Genomic DNA, 16,626 nt, shown 5'->3' on the forward strand with positions numbered 1-16,626 from the left:
TCTGGAATTAATTATTGAAATCCGGCTCTCCCGGTGCATTATCCCGCTCGCGGTCGTCGTCGCGTTCTTTTTCTTTCGCTTTCTGCTTACTCAGGCGGTAGCTGAAACCAATAAAACCAATCCGGCTTTCACGCTTACCCAGACTGGTGGCCAAGAAGTTGGGACCAAAGCTGTCACTGCGGAATTGTAAGGTGTTGAAAATATCGCTGACCCGCAGACTTAAGGTACCCCGGCCTTTTAGCACATCCTGTTTAACACCTATATCGACATTGAAAAAACTATTGATCGTTCCCTGAGCGACCAAAAAAGGAGATCGGTAGTTGACCGCCAGTTGGATGGCCAGGGCGCGGGTAGGACGGAAGTCCGACGTTAAACGACCTGTCCAACTACGGTTGGTGCGGGTCAGAATGCCCGGCACATCGGCGCTAGCCTGAATAGACCGCTGAAAAAAGGTGAACGTACCGTTTGCTTTCCACCAGTTGGTGATGTCCTGGTTCAGTACCACCTCTAGCCCGTAATTCTGGGATCGGTTCAGGTTCAGTGAGGTTTGCTCCGTAATACCATCTTCCCGCAAGGTGCGATAGTTCGTAATTTCATTGTTGGTCTGACGGAAGAAAAGCGATGATGTAAGTGACGTTGATTTACCCGTCCACAGATGACTTAACTCGAACGAGTTGATCAGCTCGGGGTTTAAAAACGGGTTGCCAAATTGAATATTGAGTGGGTCAGATAGATCAATAAACGGGTTCAGCGATCGCACCGACGGACGATTAATGCGTCGGGTGTAATTCACCTGCAACTTCTGCGCGTCGTTTAGGTTGTAATTAACAAAGGCGCTGGGAAACAGATAGATGTAATCTCGTGTGTATTGCTGATTGGTGGTTCGCTGGTCAGTATTGATGGTTGTATATTCAGTGCGTACCCCTACCTGGTAGCTAAACTTCTTGAGTTCATTCCCGAAATTGACGTAAGCCGCGCTGGTTTGTTCGTTGTAAATGAAGTTATTACTGATGTTTGGGTTATTGACCCAAGCCTCGTTCAGCCGGTTTTCAAAGATGTAATCGGCTCCTAACCGGCGATACGTGTATTTTAGACCGGTCTCGAATCGTTGCTTCTTCTTGAAGGGCTCCACAAAGTCTGCTTGCAGGACCCCAACTCTATTGTCGCCACTGTTGCTGGCCCGTTGCTCCCCAATCAGGAAGTTGGGCGTTAGCAGATTTTCCGGTAGGGTGGTCGAGTTGGTGAAGTTTTGCGTTTCGGTGCCCCGGTTGGTCGACAGGGTGGCGTCTACCGATAACTCGCGCCCTGGTTTGGTAAAGGTTCGTCGATACCCGAAGGTATAATCGAGGCCCCGTTCGGGTTCGCGTTCTTCGGTAAGTCGTAGCGTTTGCCCTAAAGAAATACGGTTCGCATTCTGCGTGTTAAACGTTTCGACCTCAGAATCGTAACTGTATTCGGGTCGGTACAACACCGAAACCGTTACGTTATCGCGCTCCGATAAGGTGTAATCAAACCCTAAACGCAGGTTGTTATTAGCGCTCCGGCGAATGGCATCGTTGCGTTGGGATAAGAAGCTGGTCGAATCGGTAAAAAAGTTTTGCCGGTCGGACGTCCGGTATTGGAAGCGTCGGGTATCGCGGAAGTTATAGCTACCAAACAGGTTTAGCTGTTTGAAGCGGGCGTTCAGGTTGATCGACGCGTCGTATTTGTCGCGGGTACCTACGTTGACCTGTACGGTACCATTGAAACCGGCTTTCCGTTCTTTCTTCAACACGATGTTGATGATACCCGCGGCCCCATCGGCATCGAACCGCGAAGAGGGATTGGTAATGATTTCGATGCGCTCGATGTTGCTGGCTGGAATCTGCTCCAGGATAGCCTGCCGATCGAGCCCGGTCAGACCCGAGGGTTTGCCATCCACCAGCACAATTACGTTGCTGCTGCCGCGCAGGCTGAGGGCTCCGTCCACATCGACCGTTACCGACGGTACGTTTTGCAGAATGTCGATGGCCGACCCCCCCTGGGCAATGGGTAGCTGATCGACATTGATGGTCTTCCGATCGAGCGAATACTCGTACGCCTGACGCTGCCCCTGCACAACAACTTCGTCAAGTTGCCGGGCCGTTTCGTTGAGCACGACTGTGCCTAGGTTCACGGCTGCATTGTCGGCCGTGATGGTGATACGAGGTAGGCGTTTGGACGCGTAGCCAAGGCTTTGCACCAGCACGTAATACACGCCGGGGGCCAGGTTTGTAATGGTAAAAACTCCTTTCTCGTCCGTTAATCCGCCCGTAACGGAGCTGGAATCGCTCGTTCTGAACACCCCAATGTTAGCAAAGGGAACGGCCTGTTCTTTACCGCCCTGCGTGGCCACTAATCGTCCGCTCAGCGACCCAATTCGCCCGACGGCTTCCTCAGCCTGGGCAGGGTTTGTTGGGGTTGTCTGTGGGTTTATTCCCGGAACGGTGGCCGAGGTCGGATTGGATTGAGTGCTATCGGTTGCTCTGTTGGTTATTGGAGCGGCAGATTGAGGAGATAACTGACGTACCGTATCGGGTCTGTCGGCGGAATTAAATTGGGTAGTATCGGGTCGCGTTGGGGCTGAAGGTTGCACCGTGTCGGGCTGCATTTCCAAGGCCCGGAGCAATCCGTTCGACGCCGGTGGTGGCTGCTGGGCTTTTACCTGAACAATGGTTACGCAGACAAGCGATAAGACGTAAAACAAAAGTTTCATCAGCAAACGGGTGAAGGAGAAACGCTTACAAAGTTTAACTAGATTTTAATGTCTCTGGTTACTTATAATTTGCTTAGACAAGCCAGGCCAGCTAACCGACACGTGGTGTTAAATTGTATATTTGCGGCCTTTTTAGCCTCCCGCTCCCATGAATGCACCAAATCCGCTGGGTGAAGCGCCGATCAAGTCCTTGTTTTTTAGCTATTACGGCCCGGCTTTGATCAGCATACTGTCCACAACGCTTCATCAGGTAATCAATGGCATACTCTTAGGGCAACAAGTTGGAAAAGAGGGACTGGCGGCCGTGGGGTTATATGGCCCCGTTATTATTACGTTTATTGCCCTGACACTTCCCGTTGTGATTGGGAGTGGAATTTTAATCGGCAAAAAGGTGGGCGCTGGCGAGTACGGGAGTGTTCAAACTATTTTTCAGTTTGCTACTACACTGGCGTTGGTGCTCGGTGGAGCCATTGCTGTAAGCACCCCGTTTTTCTTAAAATACGTAGTTGACTTTCTGGTGGGTAGCAGTAACACCGCCATTGCCAGAAACACCGCAGATTATATGTTCTGGCAATTATTGGGTCTGCCGTTTTTCTTCTTGAGCATGTTCTGGGGTGGGTTTGTCCGCAATGATGGCAGCCCTAAGATTTCGCGAAATGCTTCGCTGATTGCGGTCACGACCAATATCGTGCTGGACCTGCTGTTTATTGTTGGATTGCATTGGGGGGTAGAAGGTGCTTCAGTGGCGACAGTAATAGCGAGTCTGGCTTCGGCAACCTATCTATTTTTGCACATTCAAAAAGGGAACAATCATTTCGGCTTTCACAAGTTTCGGTTCACCCTCAACTACAGTGGATGGAAAGAATTGCTGACGTTTGGGCTGCCTACGTTTGCTTCAGAACTGTCGTTCTCGATCGGACTGTTGATCATCAGTCATAGCTTGGTAAACTACGGCTCTCTGGCGGTTTCCGCCTTTGGATTAGTCAACTACCTGAGTTTCGTTTTTATCCGGCTTTTCACCGCAGCTATGATTGCATCGTTGCCTATCCTCTCTTTCAATATTGGGGCCAGGTTACCCCAACGCGTACTCGAAACGGTACGCTTCTCGGTTGGTTTCACCCTGGTGATTGGCGTAATCGTAACCACGCTTGGGGTCGTAGCGCCTAACCTGTTCATCACGTTGTTTTCGGGTGATAAAACGGAAGAGTTCAGGCAGGTAGCAGGCGGGGCTATGTCACTCTACTTCTTGTTATTTTTGGCTGCTGGTCCCAATTATATCCTATCCGCTTACCTGCAAAGCATCGGCAAATCGACGCTGTCGACGCTGATTAATGGCTTGAAAGGTGTTGTATTCGTTAGCGTGTTTATAAGCCTACTTCCCTCTTATTTTCAGATGGGGCTGAACGGTGTCTGGCTATCCCGTTCGTTGGCCGAGGGCTGTACGTTGCTTCTGGTCGGACTGTATACGTATCTCAGAAAAGAAACTTACTACCACGAACGGGCCATACTAGCCAGGCGTTGAATAACAGCGAAGCGGTGTGGCCGTCCAGGCTACTCCAAAACTAAACGCTAATAATGACTTTATACTGTAAGTAAGCCCAGATGCGCGATTACGGCTTGTATATACCCTTTAATAACCAGTATAACTGCTATCGCTACTAGATTCACATTACGTGGGTGGCAGATGGTAAAATTTTTGATTGAGTACTATGACAATAAGCTCTTGTGGAATCGATTTCGGTACGTCGAACTCAACTATTGCCGTTGCCCTTGATGGCAACATCAGTTTGGTGCCGGTTGAAGAAACGTATGTAACCATTCCCAGTGCGATCTTCTTTCGACATACCGACAACAAACCGTTCTACGGCCGGATGGCGGTGGATTTGTTCTTGAATCGGCACGAGGGGCGCTTCATGCGCAGTTTGAAACGGGTGCTGGGTACATCGCTCATGAAACAGGGCACGCTGGTCAATGGCGCGCCGATGAATTTTTCCCTTATTATTGCCGCTTTTCTCCGGCATATAAAGGATAAAGCCGATGCATGGGCCGGGCATTCTATCGACAGCGTTGTCATGGGTCGTCCCGTTCATTTCGTCGATAACGACCCCGCAGCGGACGCACAGGCGCAGAACGAGCTTAAAGCCATTGCCCAGCGAATCGGCTTTACCCACATCGAATTTCAGTTCGAGCCCATTGCCGCGGCCTTTGCCCACGAAGTACGGATCAGCGGAGAGAAACTGGCCATTGTGGCCGATTTAGGCGGAGGTACCTCTGACTTTACCGTCATTCGGCTGTCGAATCAATTCATTCATAAGCCGGACCGCTCGTCGGACATCTTAGCCAATACGGGCGTTCGGATCGGTGGTAATGATTTTGATAAGGCTCTGAGTCTGGCCGCAATTATGCCGGAGTTAGGCTATCGAAGTACGTACGGACCCAAACGACTGGAAGTGCCGCTGAAGCCCTATCATGACCTGGCCGAATGGAGTAAAGTGAACTTTCTGTATACCCCTAAAATGCTCATGCAAACGCGGCAACTGATGCATGAGTCGCACGATAAGAAACGCTACAAGCGGTTGGTCGACGTGCTTGAACATGAAACCGGACACCTATTATTGGCCGGAGCAGAAGAAACCAAAATTGCGCTTTCGTCGGAGGCTGAACATCTTGCTTCGTTCGACTTTATTGATACCGATTTTGTAATACCGATCAAGCAAACCCTATTCAACGAAGCCATCCAGGATGATGTCGACAAGATAACAGCATCGGCTAGGCAGTGCTTGCAGGATGCTGGCGTTCAACCCGCGGTCATCGACTTAGTCATTCTCACCGGTGGGTCAACGGAGGTTCGTTCAATACAGTCCGAGTTCAAACGGCTTTTTCCGAATGCAGCCATCGCTGACCAGAACAAGCTGTCCAGCGTGGGTCTTGGGCTGGGGTATGATAGTCAGTATAAATTCGGCCAACGTGGCCAGACGGTAACGACCAGATAAGACCGGAGCCGGTGCCTGTTCGTTTTGAGTGGTGATATAGTGTGTTAGTTGTAAGGTAGTACAATTTCGTACTTTTGTTACCAGACACGAACATCACGTATCTGCTGTATGAAGAATTACCAGCTTATCCAGGACTTAATAACCTACGTAGCCACGTTTGAAGAGGAACAGCCTCAGGCTGAGCAGCAAACGTTGTTTAACTTCATAACCTGGATGAACAGGCAACTTATGCAGATAGCGGCTGATCGTCCAGCGCCCATAGAGCCTACCACCACAGCGGCCGAATCGCCGGACGTTATGCTAGGTATCCTGATTGGGTATCTGTATCGCTATTCCCGCGTGTACACCAAAAAGGGCCTTGAGAACACGCCACTGGTTACCTACGATGATTTCACGTATCTCGCTACGTTGTGGGCGCATCAGCCCATGACAAAGATTGACCTCATCGAACGTAATATTCAGGAAAAAACAACCGGTACGGAGATTATCCGGCGATTGCTTGCCAATGACTTAGTGGAGCAGTACAACGACGAGGTTGACAAGCGTAGTAAACGGCTAAAACTGACCGAGAAAGGTGTGAAGCTACTGAACAGTATGTGGCCAGTTATGGGACAGGTAGCGACTCTATTGGGAGGTACACTTACGTTATCCGAGAAAATGGTGCTGGTCGGATTATTACAAAAGCTACACATCTTTCATAATCCCATCTTCCTGGACCAACGGGATGAACCTTTAGACAGATTGCTCAACAGTATGAACAAGTGATGATGTACATAAAGATACTATATAAAAAATAATAGTACAATATTGAACAATAATGCGGTGCTTAAGTTGTAGATAAAAAATTATCTATAACTACATGCCATTCTTACATAGTACGGTATCGGTAAGCTTTCTTGTTGCGCCAGATCTGTCGTTGGCCACTATCTCTTCGCGATATCAATGGGGGAATTTTGATGGGTAGTGCAGTAGTAAATCACGGCCCGATAATCCTGTAATCTTCTTAGCGCGTCCTGCACAATGTATAAGCCTGGCTACCACAACCCGCTATACACTAAGGCCGAGTGGTTGCAAAGGCATATCAATAGTTGCCCTACGACGAGCTATCCATCCTTTTGAGTATCCATTAATCAATTTTTGAAATAACTGACTGCATTGCTATGAAAAACAATCAAGTAGAGCGGTATGGTATTGCCGCGCTGGTGATCGGTAGTATCCTGGGAACATTCTTTTTCAGCCGCCCACGCAAGGGTGCTTTTCGCACAACGTTAGCTGACGAACAGCAGGAAGAGCTGGATCGCAATCTTACTACTCCCGCCAATGCTACGTTTGGCGTGGTCTGGCCGGTTGTCTACACCGGTACGATAGGCTTAGCTATTCATCAGGCGCTGCCTTCGCAGCAAAACAATCTTCGTTACGCTAAGGCTCGTCCGTGGCTGGCCGTAAATTACGTCCTGAACGCCTTATTTGGCTACTTCTTTAGTCGACAGGATGTTCGCAGCCGGGTGGGGGCGGGGTTAACCACCGTTTCCATGCTACCGGCATCGCTGGCGCTGCACCAGCAGCTGGAAATAGGTAAGACTGAGGTGCCAGAGCCGGAAAATACGCTCCGAAAGTCGATCAGTCTATACGCTGGCTGGCTCACGGCGGCCACTGTTGTCAGTGGGGCTAACTTGCTGCAACAGGCTGGTTTCTTGGTACCCAAAGCGGTTGCCCGACGCTTGGCGTATGCTGTCTTATCCGGTACGGGCGGTTTGGGATTAATTGTCTCGAAACGCCTGAACGATCCCTACTACCTAACGACGCTGATTGCGGCTTTTGTGGGCATTGCTGCTAAACAGCGTGGAAAAAATGATGGGGTAGCCGCCCTGGCAGCGGCCTGGGCATTAGTGCTGACCGCCGTTTTTACCGAGCGATTACGTGCCAGGCAGAATGCCTTGCCGGTAAGCAAAACTGTAGAGGCCGTAACCAATGAAGCGGATAAATCGCCAGTGCTTACCGAAGCAGAGCCGGTGAGTGAACCGGAGTAAGCGTTGTTATTTTCTGACTCTTATAAAGGCAGTTTGATTTTTCCGCTGAGGTTCGGCCAGTCCGCCGGTGCGGTAGTCTGGAGACTACCGCACCGGCGGACTGGCCGGGCTGTTATCCGGTCTCAAACCAAAGCCATGGGTGACCGGCATGAAACAGCAATTTGCTCCGGTCACAGACTGGATAACAGTAAAGCGAAGGTTGAAACTTCGCTCGACAGCAATACCTCAAACAGTTTCATGAGGTTCTAAAACTTTATATAGCTGATCAATTGCCTCTAAAATCACGGCACACGCTTCCTGAATTTGTGCTTCCGTAATGATCAGCGGGGGAGCAATCCGCATCGAGTTGTTGCAAAACAGAAACCAGTCGGTGATGACTCCATGTGCAATGGCCCGGTCAATGACCGGCTTCAGCACCTCGAACGACTCGAACTCGGCGGCTAACATCAGCCCTTTTCCACGGACTTCTTTTATGGCCGGATGCTGTAGCAATTGCTTGAACAACTGGCCTTTTGCTTCCGCTTTCTCATGCAGTTTTTCGTCCTGAATCACCTGCAGGGTAGCCAGAGAGGCCGCACAAGATACCGGATGCCCTCCAAACGTAGTGATGTGGCCCAAAATAGGGTTGTCTTTAAAGACGCCCATAATCTCGGCGGAACTAATGAAGGCCCCGATGGGCATACCGCCCCCCATGCCTTTGGCACATAGCAACACATCGGGAACCACGCCAAAACCTTCAAAAGCCCAGAACGTGCCTGTCCGGCCGAATCCCGTCTGAATTTCGTCGAAAATAAGCAGCGCGCCCACTTCGGTACAGCGCTCACGAACGGCTTGCAGATACGCCCTGTCTGGTACGCGGACACCCGCTTCACCGCCGATAACTTCCATCACAACAGCGGCTGTTTGGTCTGTTATTTGCTCGATGTCCTGTAGGGCACCAAACCGAATATGGCGTACGCCCGGTAGGAGCGGGCGGTAGTTACGTTTAAAGTTTTCGTCGCCGGAAAGCGACAGAGCGCCTTGCGTGGAGCCATGATAAGCGTTGAAGCAACTGATGATTTCGGTCCGGTTGGTGTAGCGTTTAACGAGTTTCATGGCGCCTTCTACCGCTTCTGTACCTGAGTTGGTAAAGTACACATTGTCGAGGCTAGCGGGCAGGGTTTGCGCCAGCGCGTGGGCCAATTGGGTCTGGGGCGTTTGCACATATTCGCCGTAGACCATCAGGTGCATGTACTTATCCAATTGGTTATGGATGGCCTCCAGCACTTTTGGGTGACGGTGCCCTACGTTACTCACGGCAATGCCTGAGATGAGATCCATGTAACGGGTCGAATCATCCGTTGAACCGAGCGTCGGTCCGAAAATATATATCCCTTCGGCCCGGTCAATTTCCAACGCTAAGGGGAAATTTGAGGTCTGTGCTACGTGCTGAAAAAATAATTGCCGGTGTGTAACCAATTGCATGATCAAATTATCAATATTGCTTTCTTAACAAACAACACCCTCAACCTTGAAAACAGTTCTTTTAGTTTTGTTGCTTTCTCCATGCCTTGTATGGGCGCAAGTCTTCAAAATTACGCCCCAGGACACCGAGCGTAAACAGTCGTACCTGATCATGCGCGACGGAACCGTCATGCGGGGGCAAGTGATCCGACAGGATAGCACCATCATTAGCGTCAGACGGCGGAACGGCGACATGTCGTTCGTCGAAGCTGATCAGGTGCTGTCGATTACCGGCGAGCGCCCAATGTCTTCTGCCACCACCGTTTCTGCCCAAACGAGTACTCCTTCCACTGTCTTTGTGATGAAGGATGGCGCCCGGGTAGAGGGTACATTCGTTAAACGTGACAGCACCATGATCACCGTGCGCCGACGCAATGGGCAACTCACCTTTTTCGAACCAGAGCTGCTCGCCCGCGTCGACACCGTCCGAATGGAAACGTTTACTGCTAGTAGTCAGGGGTTTACAAATCGATTCTCGCCCTGGTTGTTGTCGGGTCTTACGGCGTACAACGCCGAAAAAGGACGCTTTTATTACCGTAATACCTGGTTGCTGCTCAATGAGTTTGACTACGGTATTACTAGTTTCTGGAGCGTTGGAGCCCGATTTATTGCACCCATTCCGTATCTGGTCTATGCCGATACCTACTATGGTACGGGGCAATACTGGGAATCGGCCTCCAGGCTATTTACAAAACTCAGTGTTCCGTTAGGGCAGTCGTTTCGGCTAGGTATCAACGCTATGTACCAAGCCAATCAACGGTACATGTATACAAATTCACGAGGCACCTGGACGTTGCAGGCGCTGGCCACAATCGGCAGTAGTCAGCGTAACGTAACGGTGGGTTATGGCATAGCCGTACCCAGAGCAAAGCTACAGACTGGGTTTGGTCCAGGTGGAGGACTGTATACTCGCTTCGATAACCAGACATTTTTGTCGCTGGGTATTATGCAAAAAGTATCGCGCGGTTTGACCCTCCTTAGCGACAACCGGTTTAACCTGGGTGACCAATACTCGATCTATAACGAAGAGCGAGTCAGTGCTTCATTTGCCCTACGTATTGACCGCCGACGTCATGCCTTCGATCTGGGAGTATTCGGGCTTATCTACAAGCGACCCATGCTGTACGACAATAAGTCCGTACGGTTTTTCCCATACCTCGGCTATAACCTGATTATCGGACGCGACTAACTCGTACTAACATTCATGAAGCAACTTTTATGGGTGCTTGTGTATTTGCTGCCGTTTGGGGTGGTGGCACAAGATGAGTATTATCAAAAGACTAACGAGCCTTCGCCCACTAAGCGAGTGTACACGATAACGCTAAAAGATGGTACGCAGCTACGGGGCGAACTGATCCGACAAGACAGTTCGGAAGCGTTGATCCGAACCAGTAACCTGGGTGAAATTCGGCTGAAGTCGGATCAGATTGTTCGGATGGAGCAGGTAGGCACCCATGCCGAAGGGGAGGGGTTTCCAAACTTGTTTTCGCAGACCATGCGGATTGCCCCCACAGCCTTTTCGGCCGAAAAGGGGCGCGTTTATTTTCGCAATTATTTTCTGTATTTCAGCCAGTTTGAATACGGTATTAATGATAACTGGAGCGTTGGTACTACTTTTTTTACGTTTGGACCTACCAATATTTTTAGCGTAAATACCAAAGTGTCGTTTCCGCTTGGAGACCGCGTTCGGTTGGGAGTAAATGGCCAGTATGCCGCCGTGCGGTTCGATAATTTCTTGTTCAACAAGGGTCTTTATGCCAATATTGGTTATCTACAAGGGATGGTTACAACGGGCGATCGGCAGAATAACACTACGTATGGATTAGGATGGAGCATTGCCAATGGTGATGTGTCCAGAAGTTTTATTGGTACGTTTGGGCTAGTCCGGAAGGTAAGCCCCAAGCTGACGTTCATCAGCGAAAACTTTGTCTTGTTTGGGAGCGGTACGGCTACGTTTGCTGGCATAGCCTCTGCGGGTGTTCGCTTTGATCGTCGGCGGCACGCGTTTGACCTGGCAGCTTACATTCCGCTTATTTTTGAGCGGAACAGCACCGCCTTACTTACCTTCACGCCGTTTGCCAGCTACCACCTACGCATCGGAAAATAAAGCGTTCGGGTGTTTAATCTGACTCAGTCCGACGATTTCCCTTAATTTCGCCGTTGTAGTGAGACAACCCACCTTTTTCATGACCGAAACCCCTACCGATTTACCCCCTTTTGCGCGTTCGTGGCCTCAGCTATACGCCATTGTCATTGGCAGTTTAGCCGCTGAAATTCTCCTGTTCTACGTTCTAATGCGCTGGTTGTCATGAGCGGTCTGGATTGGGGCGTATTGCTTTTTACGTTATTAGGCGTAATCGTATATGGCGTGGTACGGAGTCGGGGTAACCGCAGCATGGACGATTATCTGCTGGCTGGCCAGTCGCTGCCCTGGTATCACGTAGGCTTGTCGGTGATGGCTACACAGGCTAGTGCCGTTACGTTTTTGTCAGCACCGGGTCAGGGCTTTAGCGACGGTATGCGGTTTGTTCAGTTCTACTTTGGTCTGCCACTAGCCATGGTCGTGTTATCGGTGACGTTTGTGCCCATCTTTCATAAACTGAAAGTGTTCACGGCCTACGAATTCCTCGAAAATCGTTTTGATTCACGCGTCCGGACGCTAACCGCTGGTTTGTTTCTGTTGCAACGGGGCCTGTCAACGGGTTTATCGATTTACGCGCCTGCCATCATCTTGTCGACTATATTAGGCTGGAACATCTACTGGACCAACCTGCTCATGGGGGGGATTGTGCTTATTTACACCGTTACGGGCGGCACCCGAGCCATCTCCTACACGCACCTCCAACAAATGGCAATCGTTACGTTTGCCATGGCCCTGGCGGGGTACCTAACCGTTCGGCTGTTACCCGATGGCGTTGGTTTTGTCGATGCCCTGCACGTAGCGGGCAAAGCCGGACGAATGAATCTGATTGACCTAAAATTTGACCCCAACAGCCGTTACAATCTGTGGTCGGGCCTGATTGGGGGATTCTTTCTGCAACTGTCTTACTTCGGTACAGACCAATCGCAGGTGGGGCGTTACCTGACGGGGGAGTCGATTGGCCAAAGTCGGCTCGGCTTGCTTATGAACGGCCTCCTGAAGGTACCCATGCAGTTTTTGATCTTGCTGGTCGGCGTTCTGGTGTTTGTGTTTTATCAGTACAACCCCTCGCCAACGTTTTTCAACAAGCAAGAAACCGACAAGCTGAAGGAAAGCCCGTATGCCCAGGCCTACCAATTAGCTGAAATTAAACATCAGAACCTGACTACGCAGCGACAGCGCGCTGTGACCGATATGCAGGTGGCCTTGGATGCCGACGATGAGGCTGCCCAGGAAGCCGCTGCGACCGTGCTTCGCGATACGGATGCCGCTCTAAAGACCGTCAAAAGCGATGTCGTTAAGTTAATAGAGCAGAACAATCCGGCCGCCGACACAAACGATGTAAATTATGTGTTCCTGCGGTTTGTGCTCGATTACTTACCCCATGGCCTGATTGGATTGTTAATTGCCGTAATTTTCAGTGCATCCATGGGGTCAATTGCGGCAGCGTACAACTCGTTGGCGTCGACAACCGTCGTGGACGTGTACAAACGGCTGGTCGACGGGGAGGCCGACGATGCGCACTACCTGAAAGCATCTCGTTGGGCGACGGTCGGCTGGGGCGTATTCTGCATTGTCGTGGCCCAGTTTGCCAATCGACTTGGCAGTATGATTGAGGCCGTCAACATCCTGGGTTCATTATTTTATGGGGTTATTCTAGGCGTTTTTGTTGTAGCTTTCTACGTTAAATCCATTGGGGGACGAGCCACGTTCTGGGCTGCTGTCATTGGTGAAGTTTTGGTGGTAATTAGCTGGTACTTAAACCTGACTGCTTTTCTCTGGTTGAACGTAATAGGTTGTTTATTGGTGGTTGTCCTCGCCTGGTTGCTGGAATTTGCCATGAATCGCCGAAATGTAAACACTTAACAAAGACCTACTAATGAAGCTTTCTCTTTACGTGTTTTTAGGCTTATTGACCTGCTCGTTCGTTGCCAGGTCGCAGACGGTACCCGAAGGGGCAAGTACCCTTGAAGTGACCACTACGTTGGCGGACTCAACTTTGTTTGAGTCGGTTTTGTCGCATCTCGAAGACGAAGGATTCGACATTGAGGTGGCCGACGAAAGCCAGAAATCTATTGTTACCGAATATCAGGGTAAGACAGAGAGTTCGCGCATACGTATCCTGGCCACCATTGACAACGGGGTAGCTCTTTTTAAAGGTCAATGCTCGGGTGAGTCGGGGGGCGCTACCTACGACAACGAATCTTTGGTCAACGAACAATCTGCCAGTGAGTTTGAGAAGGTCGGCTTTTTGTGGTTCAACCAAATTGTGACGCGGTACGCCCGCTCCCTCGATCAGGCAACGCTGGAATACCACGAACCTTAAGTCATAGTCATTATGTAGTCATTCAGTTGTCAGGCAATAGTCATGAACCGTAAGCTTACAGTCGATTCGTAGCAACCAATGACAATGCCTGACTTTAGATGACCATTCCACAACCTATCGAGCCTGTTCTACCTTTTGCTGGGTGGGTATGTGAGACACTTCTCGCTCGCGTTCGGTTTGTTCAATGTAAACAGCGTAAGGAGCGGGCTCAATTCGTACACCAAAATGATTGGCGTACGCTAGTGTAAACTCGGCACCAAAGTAAAGAATAGCCGCTGTGTAATAAATCCAGGTTAGAATTACGATGAGTGAGCCGGCTGCCCCATATGTCGAACTGGTGCTTGTTGTTTCAATGTATAAACCAATCAAATAGCGGCCCAGCATAAATAACAGGGCGGTGAATAATGCCCCCCAGCGTACATCTTTCCAGGCAATTTTCGCATCGGGTAACACTTTGAAAATAACCCCAAAGAGTACTGTGACAACCGCCGTGCTCAACAGAAAATTGAAGCTGCTGACCAGGAAAACGCCTAGGGATGGAATATAGCGAACTAAAAAATCGCTCAGTGCCAGTATAATACCGTTGATAATCAGCGATACCACCAGCAGAAAGCCCAGGCTGACAATGAGCGAAGAGGAGAGGAGTCGGTCCTTAATAATCTTAAGCCAGCCCCGCTTAGGCTTTGCTTTAACTCGCCAGATCAAGTTAACAGAATCCTGAATTTCGATAAATATACTGGTCGCCCCCAGTAGGAGCGTAATGATGCCGATGGCCAGAGCTGTGCTGGTTTTACCCGAAAGACCAACGCTCTTGATCATATCCTGAATTTGTTTGGCGGCTTCGTTCCCCACCAACCCATTGATCTGACCGAAAACTTGGCCCTGAATAGCTTCTTGCCCGAAAAATATGCTGGTCAGGGAAATGATGAGCACCAGCAAAGGGGCCAGCGAGAAAACAGTATAATACGCCAGGGCCGCGCTCAGTTTCAGGCAACGGTCATCCATGAAACCGTTGAAGGCATCTTTTAGCACGATCCAAAGGTTTGAGAAAAAGTGTTTAACCGTTTCTATAGTCATCTTCTTAATGTAAACTAGTAAGTCAAGCTTTTAGCATCCGAACACACGGTTCGTCTACAAACTATATAGATAAATAACTAAAACGACGCCGGTATGTTGGCTGGTCTGTAGTTTACCTATTGCTTCGTTCGTTGATCGAATGAGTTATGAAGTGGCTTATATGAAGAAGATCCATAAGAAAAGCGCCCTATTCAACTAGCTGCATCTTCTCATGAGAGGTAGCTAGTTAAACAGGGCGCTTAGTGCTTACTAAAGGATAGATTAGGCCTTTTTCTTGCCTTTACTAGCTTTCATTGCGGGCAGCGACGTAGCTTTAGCGCTATAATCGGCAATGCTTTTCTCAATGCCTTCTTTGAAGAACGCAAACGAAGGATCGTTCGACGATTGTCCCAACGATAATGCTTTCTGCGCGACCGGTAGTGCGTCGGTAAACTTGTTCAGTTTGCCCAAAATCTGCGACTTAACGAATAGGTTACGGTATGTTTCTTTCATTGTAATCGACTTATCGATCCAGCTCAGGGCCTGGTCAAGATTGCGGCCTTTGGACAGGTTGTAACTGGCCGCTGCCTGTAAAACAGCCGCATCTTCCGGCTTTTCGGCCACCGCTTTATCGACGTTGGCAGCTGCGTTTGCGCTGGTGTTTACCGCCAGATCAGCACTTGCCTTAACGTTCGCCCACAGGATATTGAGCTTTGCGGTGCTGTCAGTCAAGTCACTAAAGCCGATAGTAAACGTTTCCACTTTCTCACTACTTGCCGATGGCTTGATCTTCACCCGCAGCGCGTCTTCTTCCTGCTTATACGATTGCTCGGATACAGAGGTATTTTTATTGAAAATCAGCGTCCATTCGTCCTGAGCCGGGATCGACAGAATAGCATATGTCCCAGCCGGCAAGGTCTGACCGTTTACCATCACATCAGTTGAGCTGGTGAAAGCCGTGGCTGCATTGGCACCAGTCCGCCATACTTTGCCATAAGGCACCAACGCATCCGTAAATAGAGTACGTCCTTTAAGGCTTGGCCGTGAATATTTTACGGTGAAATCGGTGGTGCCGACGGTTTGCATTACCGTAGCACCGGGGCTTGGAGAAGGTAATTTAATTTGCGCTGTAGCTAGTTGAGCAGTTAAGCACAGGGTAGCCACAGAGAGCGATAATTTACGCATGATTGTCTATAGAGTTTTATAAAAACTGCACCAAATTGCGGCTTTTTACCCAGAAACCCAAGTCATGCACCGCGAACCATTACTTACACTACTCCGCCAATATGAGCCAACCGATGCTACTGAAAAAGAGATGACTCAGGTTACGCTCGATTTTGTTCAACGGCATCCTGATTGCTTTGATCGGTCGTTGCTCATTGGACATATTACAGGATCAGCCTGGATAGTTAGTCCCGACCGCGAACGGGTTTTGCTTATTCACCATCGTAAACTTGACCGCTGGTTGCAGCCCGGTGGCCACGCCGATGGCGATCCGGACGTGGCAGCTGTGGCACTTCGCGAAGCTCAGGAAGAAACAGGGCTTACGTCCCTGAAATTAGTAGAAGATCAGAAGCAGAACCCCTCTATTTTCGACGTAGATGTTCACACCATCCCGGCACGGGGCGAAGTGCCTGAGCATTTGCATTATGATATCCGATTTTTACTCGAAGCTGACCCGGAAGAGCCATTTGGCTTTTCGGAAGAAATTAAGAATATTAGTTGGTTAACGCTGTTAGATGTAAATAATTTAGATAGTTCAGAGTCAATTTTGCGAATGTGTCGAAAAATATATCATTAACTATAAATATAGTAGGTGTTTTGTTTGTTTTTATTGTAACGTG

The 16,626-nt window shown here is 49.6% G+C and carries 14 protein-coding genes; 10 read left to right on the forward strand and 4 right to left on the reverse strand.

Translation table 11 applies throughout. From position 1 onward, the window contains the following. Positions 1-7: 7 nt before the first annotated feature. Positions 8-2,734 (reverse strand): TonB-dependent receptor domain-containing protein, encoded by a 2,727-nt coding sequence (locus ACFSUS_RS26085; RefSeq protein WP_381527471.1) that lies wholly within the window; start codon positions 2,732-2,734, stop codon positions 8-10. 148 nt (positions 2,735-2,882) lie between these two features. On the opposite strand from ACFSUS_RS26085, the gene ACFSUS_RS26090 reads away from it, so the two are divergent. From ACFSUS_RS26090 to ACFSUS_RS26105, 4 genes are all read left to right on the forward strand, one after another. Then, entirely contained in the window at positions 2,883-4,256 is a 1,374-nt protein-coding gene (locus ACFSUS_RS26090) for an MATE family efflux transporter (protein WP_381527473.1), read from the forward strand. Between the two features lie 187 nt (positions 4,257-4,443). Continuing rightward, the gene (locus tag ACFSUS_RS26095; protein ID WP_381527476.1) at positions 4,444-5,727 is read left to right on the forward strand and encodes an Hsp70 family protein; all 1,284 of its coding nucleotides are present in this window, start codon (positions 4,444-4,446) and stop codon (positions 5,725-5,727) included. Between the two features lie 108 nt (positions 5,728-5,835). Further along, positions 5,836-6,492, forward strand: coding sequence for a MarR family winged helix-turn-helix transcriptional regulator (locus ACFSUS_RS26100; protein ID WP_381527478.1), 657 nt, complete (start codon positions 5,836-5,838; stop codon positions 6,490-6,492). A gap of 395 nt (positions 6,493-6,887) precedes the next feature. Further along, entirely contained in the window at positions 6,888-7,757 is an 870-nt protein-coding gene (locus ACFSUS_RS26105; RefSeq protein ID WP_381527481.1) for a TspO/MBR family protein, read from the forward strand. A 225-nt stretch (positions 7,758-7,982) separates the two neighbouring features. Here the strand turns inward: ACFSUS_RS26105 and ACFSUS_RS26110 are convergent, their stop codons facing one another. Then, a complete protein-coding gene (locus ACFSUS_RS26110; RefSeq protein ID WP_381527483.1) occupies positions 7,983-9,221 on the reverse strand; it encodes an aspartate aminotransferase family protein in 1,239 nt (412 codons plus the stop codon). A gap of 46 nt (positions 9,222-9,267) precedes the next feature. On the opposite strand from ACFSUS_RS26110, the gene ACFSUS_RS26115 reads away from it, so the two are divergent. The 5 genes from ACFSUS_RS26115 to ACFSUS_RS26135 all read left to right on the forward strand — a co-directional run bounded on the left by ACFSUS_RS26115 (position 9,268) and on the right by ACFSUS_RS26135 (position 13,726). After that, positions 9,268-10,449 carry a hypothetical protein gene (locus ACFSUS_RS26115; RefSeq protein WP_381527485.1) on the forward strand — a complete coding sequence of 394 codons (1,182 nt, stop codon included), beginning with the start codon at positions 9,268-9,270 and terminating at the stop codon, positions 10,447-10,449. A 15-nt stretch (positions 10,450-10,464) separates the two neighbouring features. Continuing rightward, on the forward strand, positions 10,465-11,367 hold the full coding sequence (locus tag ACFSUS_RS26120; RefSeq protein ID WP_381527487.1) for a hypothetical protein: 903 nt from the start codon (positions 10,465-10,467) through the stop codon (positions 11,365-11,367). Positions 11,368-11,446: 79 nt separating this feature from the next. Then, complete coding sequence (locus tag ACFSUS_RS26125) at positions 11,447-11,572, forward strand: hypothetical protein (protein ID WP_381527489.1); 126 nt, start codon at positions 11,447-11,449, stop codon at positions 11,570-11,572. Continuing rightward, entirely contained in the window at positions 11,569-13,266 is a 1,698-nt protein-coding gene (locus ACFSUS_RS26130; RefSeq protein WP_381527491.1) for a sodium:solute symporter, read from the forward strand. Before ACFSUS_RS26125 ends, ACFSUS_RS26130 begins: the two co-directional genes overlap by 4 nt. Positions 13,267-13,279: 13 nt before the next feature. Then, the gene (locus tag ACFSUS_RS26135; protein ID WP_381527493.1) at positions 13,280-13,726 is read left to right on the forward strand and encodes a hypothetical protein; all 447 of its coding nucleotides are present in this window, start codon (positions 13,280-13,282) and stop codon (positions 13,724-13,726) included. Between the two features lie 114 nt (positions 13,727-13,840). On the opposite strand, the gene ACFSUS_RS26140 is transcribed toward ACFSUS_RS26135, so the two are convergent. Together ACFSUS_RS26140 and ACFSUS_RS26145 are read right to left on the reverse strand one after the other, a co-directional pair. Continuing rightward, positions 13,841-14,803 carry a YihY/virulence factor BrkB family protein gene (locus tag ACFSUS_RS26140; RefSeq protein WP_381527495.1) on the reverse strand — a complete coding sequence of 321 codons (963 nt, stop codon included), beginning with the start codon at positions 14,801-14,803 and terminating at the stop codon, positions 13,841-13,843. A 261-nt stretch (positions 14,804-15,064) separates the two neighbouring features. Beyond that, positions 15,065-15,967, reverse strand: a complete 903-nt coding sequence (locus ACFSUS_RS26145) for a DUF2911 domain-containing protein (protein ID WP_381527497.1) — start codon at positions 15,965-15,967, stop codon at positions 15,065-15,067. Positions 15,968-16,031: 64 nt separating this feature from the next. On the opposite strand from ACFSUS_RS26145, the gene ACFSUS_RS26150 reads away from it, so the two are divergent. Next, a complete protein-coding gene (locus tag ACFSUS_RS26150; RefSeq protein ID WP_381527499.1) occupies positions 16,032-16,583 on the forward strand; it encodes an NUDIX hydrolase in 552 nt (183 codons plus the stop codon). The last annotated feature ends 43 nt before the right edge of the window (positions 16,584-16,626 follow it).

Source organism: Spirosoma soli (genome assembly GCF_042684525.1).
Lineage (GTDB): Bacteria > Bacteroidota > Bacteroidia > Cytophagales > Spirosomataceae > Spirosoma > Spirosoma soli.

Coding starts and splice junctions, on each gene's coding strand:
- ACFSUS_RS26110 (WP_381527483.1), bottom strand. CDS start 9,221: ATGCAATTGGTTACACACCGGCAATTATTTTTTCAGCACGTAGCACAG.
- ACFSUS_RS26090 (WP_381527473.1), top strand. CDS start 2,883: ATGAATGCACCAAATCCGCTGGGTGAAGCGCCGATCAAGTCCTTGTTT.
- ACFSUS_RS26120 (WP_381527487.1), top strand. CDS start 10,465: ATGAAGCAACTTTTATGGGTGCTTGTGTATTTGCTGCCGTTTGGGGTG.
- ACFSUS_RS26150 (WP_381527499.1), top strand. CDS start 16,032: ATGCACCGCGAACCATTACTTACACTACTCCGCCAATATGAGCCAACC.
- ACFSUS_RS26130 (WP_381527491.1), top strand. CDS start 11,569: ATGAGCGGTCTGGATTGGGGCGTATTGCTTTTTACGTTATTAGGCGTA.
- ACFSUS_RS26105 (WP_381527481.1), top strand. CDS start 6,888: ATGAAAAACAATCAAGTAGAGCGGTATGGTATTGCCGCGCTGGTGATC.
- ACFSUS_RS26095 (WP_381527476.1), top strand. CDS start 4,444: ATGACAATAAGCTCTTGTGGAATCGATTTCGGTACGTCGAACTCAACT.
- ACFSUS_RS26085 (WP_381527471.1), bottom strand. CDS start 2,734: ATGAAACTTTTGTTTTACGTCTTATCGCTTGTCTGCGTAACCATTGTT.
- ACFSUS_RS26140 (WP_381527495.1), bottom strand. CDS start 14,803: ATGACTATAGAAACGGTTAAACACTTTTTCTCAAACCTTTGGATCGTG.
- ACFSUS_RS26145 (WP_381527497.1), bottom strand. CDS start 15,967: ATGCGTAAATTATCGCTCTCTGTGGCTACCCTGTGCTTAACTGCTCAA.
- ACFSUS_RS26135 (WP_381527493.1), top strand. CDS start 13,280: ATGAAGCTTTCTCTTTACGTGTTTTTAGGCTTATTGACCTGCTCGTTC.
- ACFSUS_RS26125 (WP_381527489.1), top strand. CDS start 11,447: ATGACCGAAACCCCTACCGATTTACCCCCTTTTGCGCGTTCGTGGCCT.
- ACFSUS_RS26100 (WP_381527478.1), top strand. CDS start 5,836: ATGAAGAATTACCAGCTTATCCAGGACTTAATAACCTACGTAGCCACG.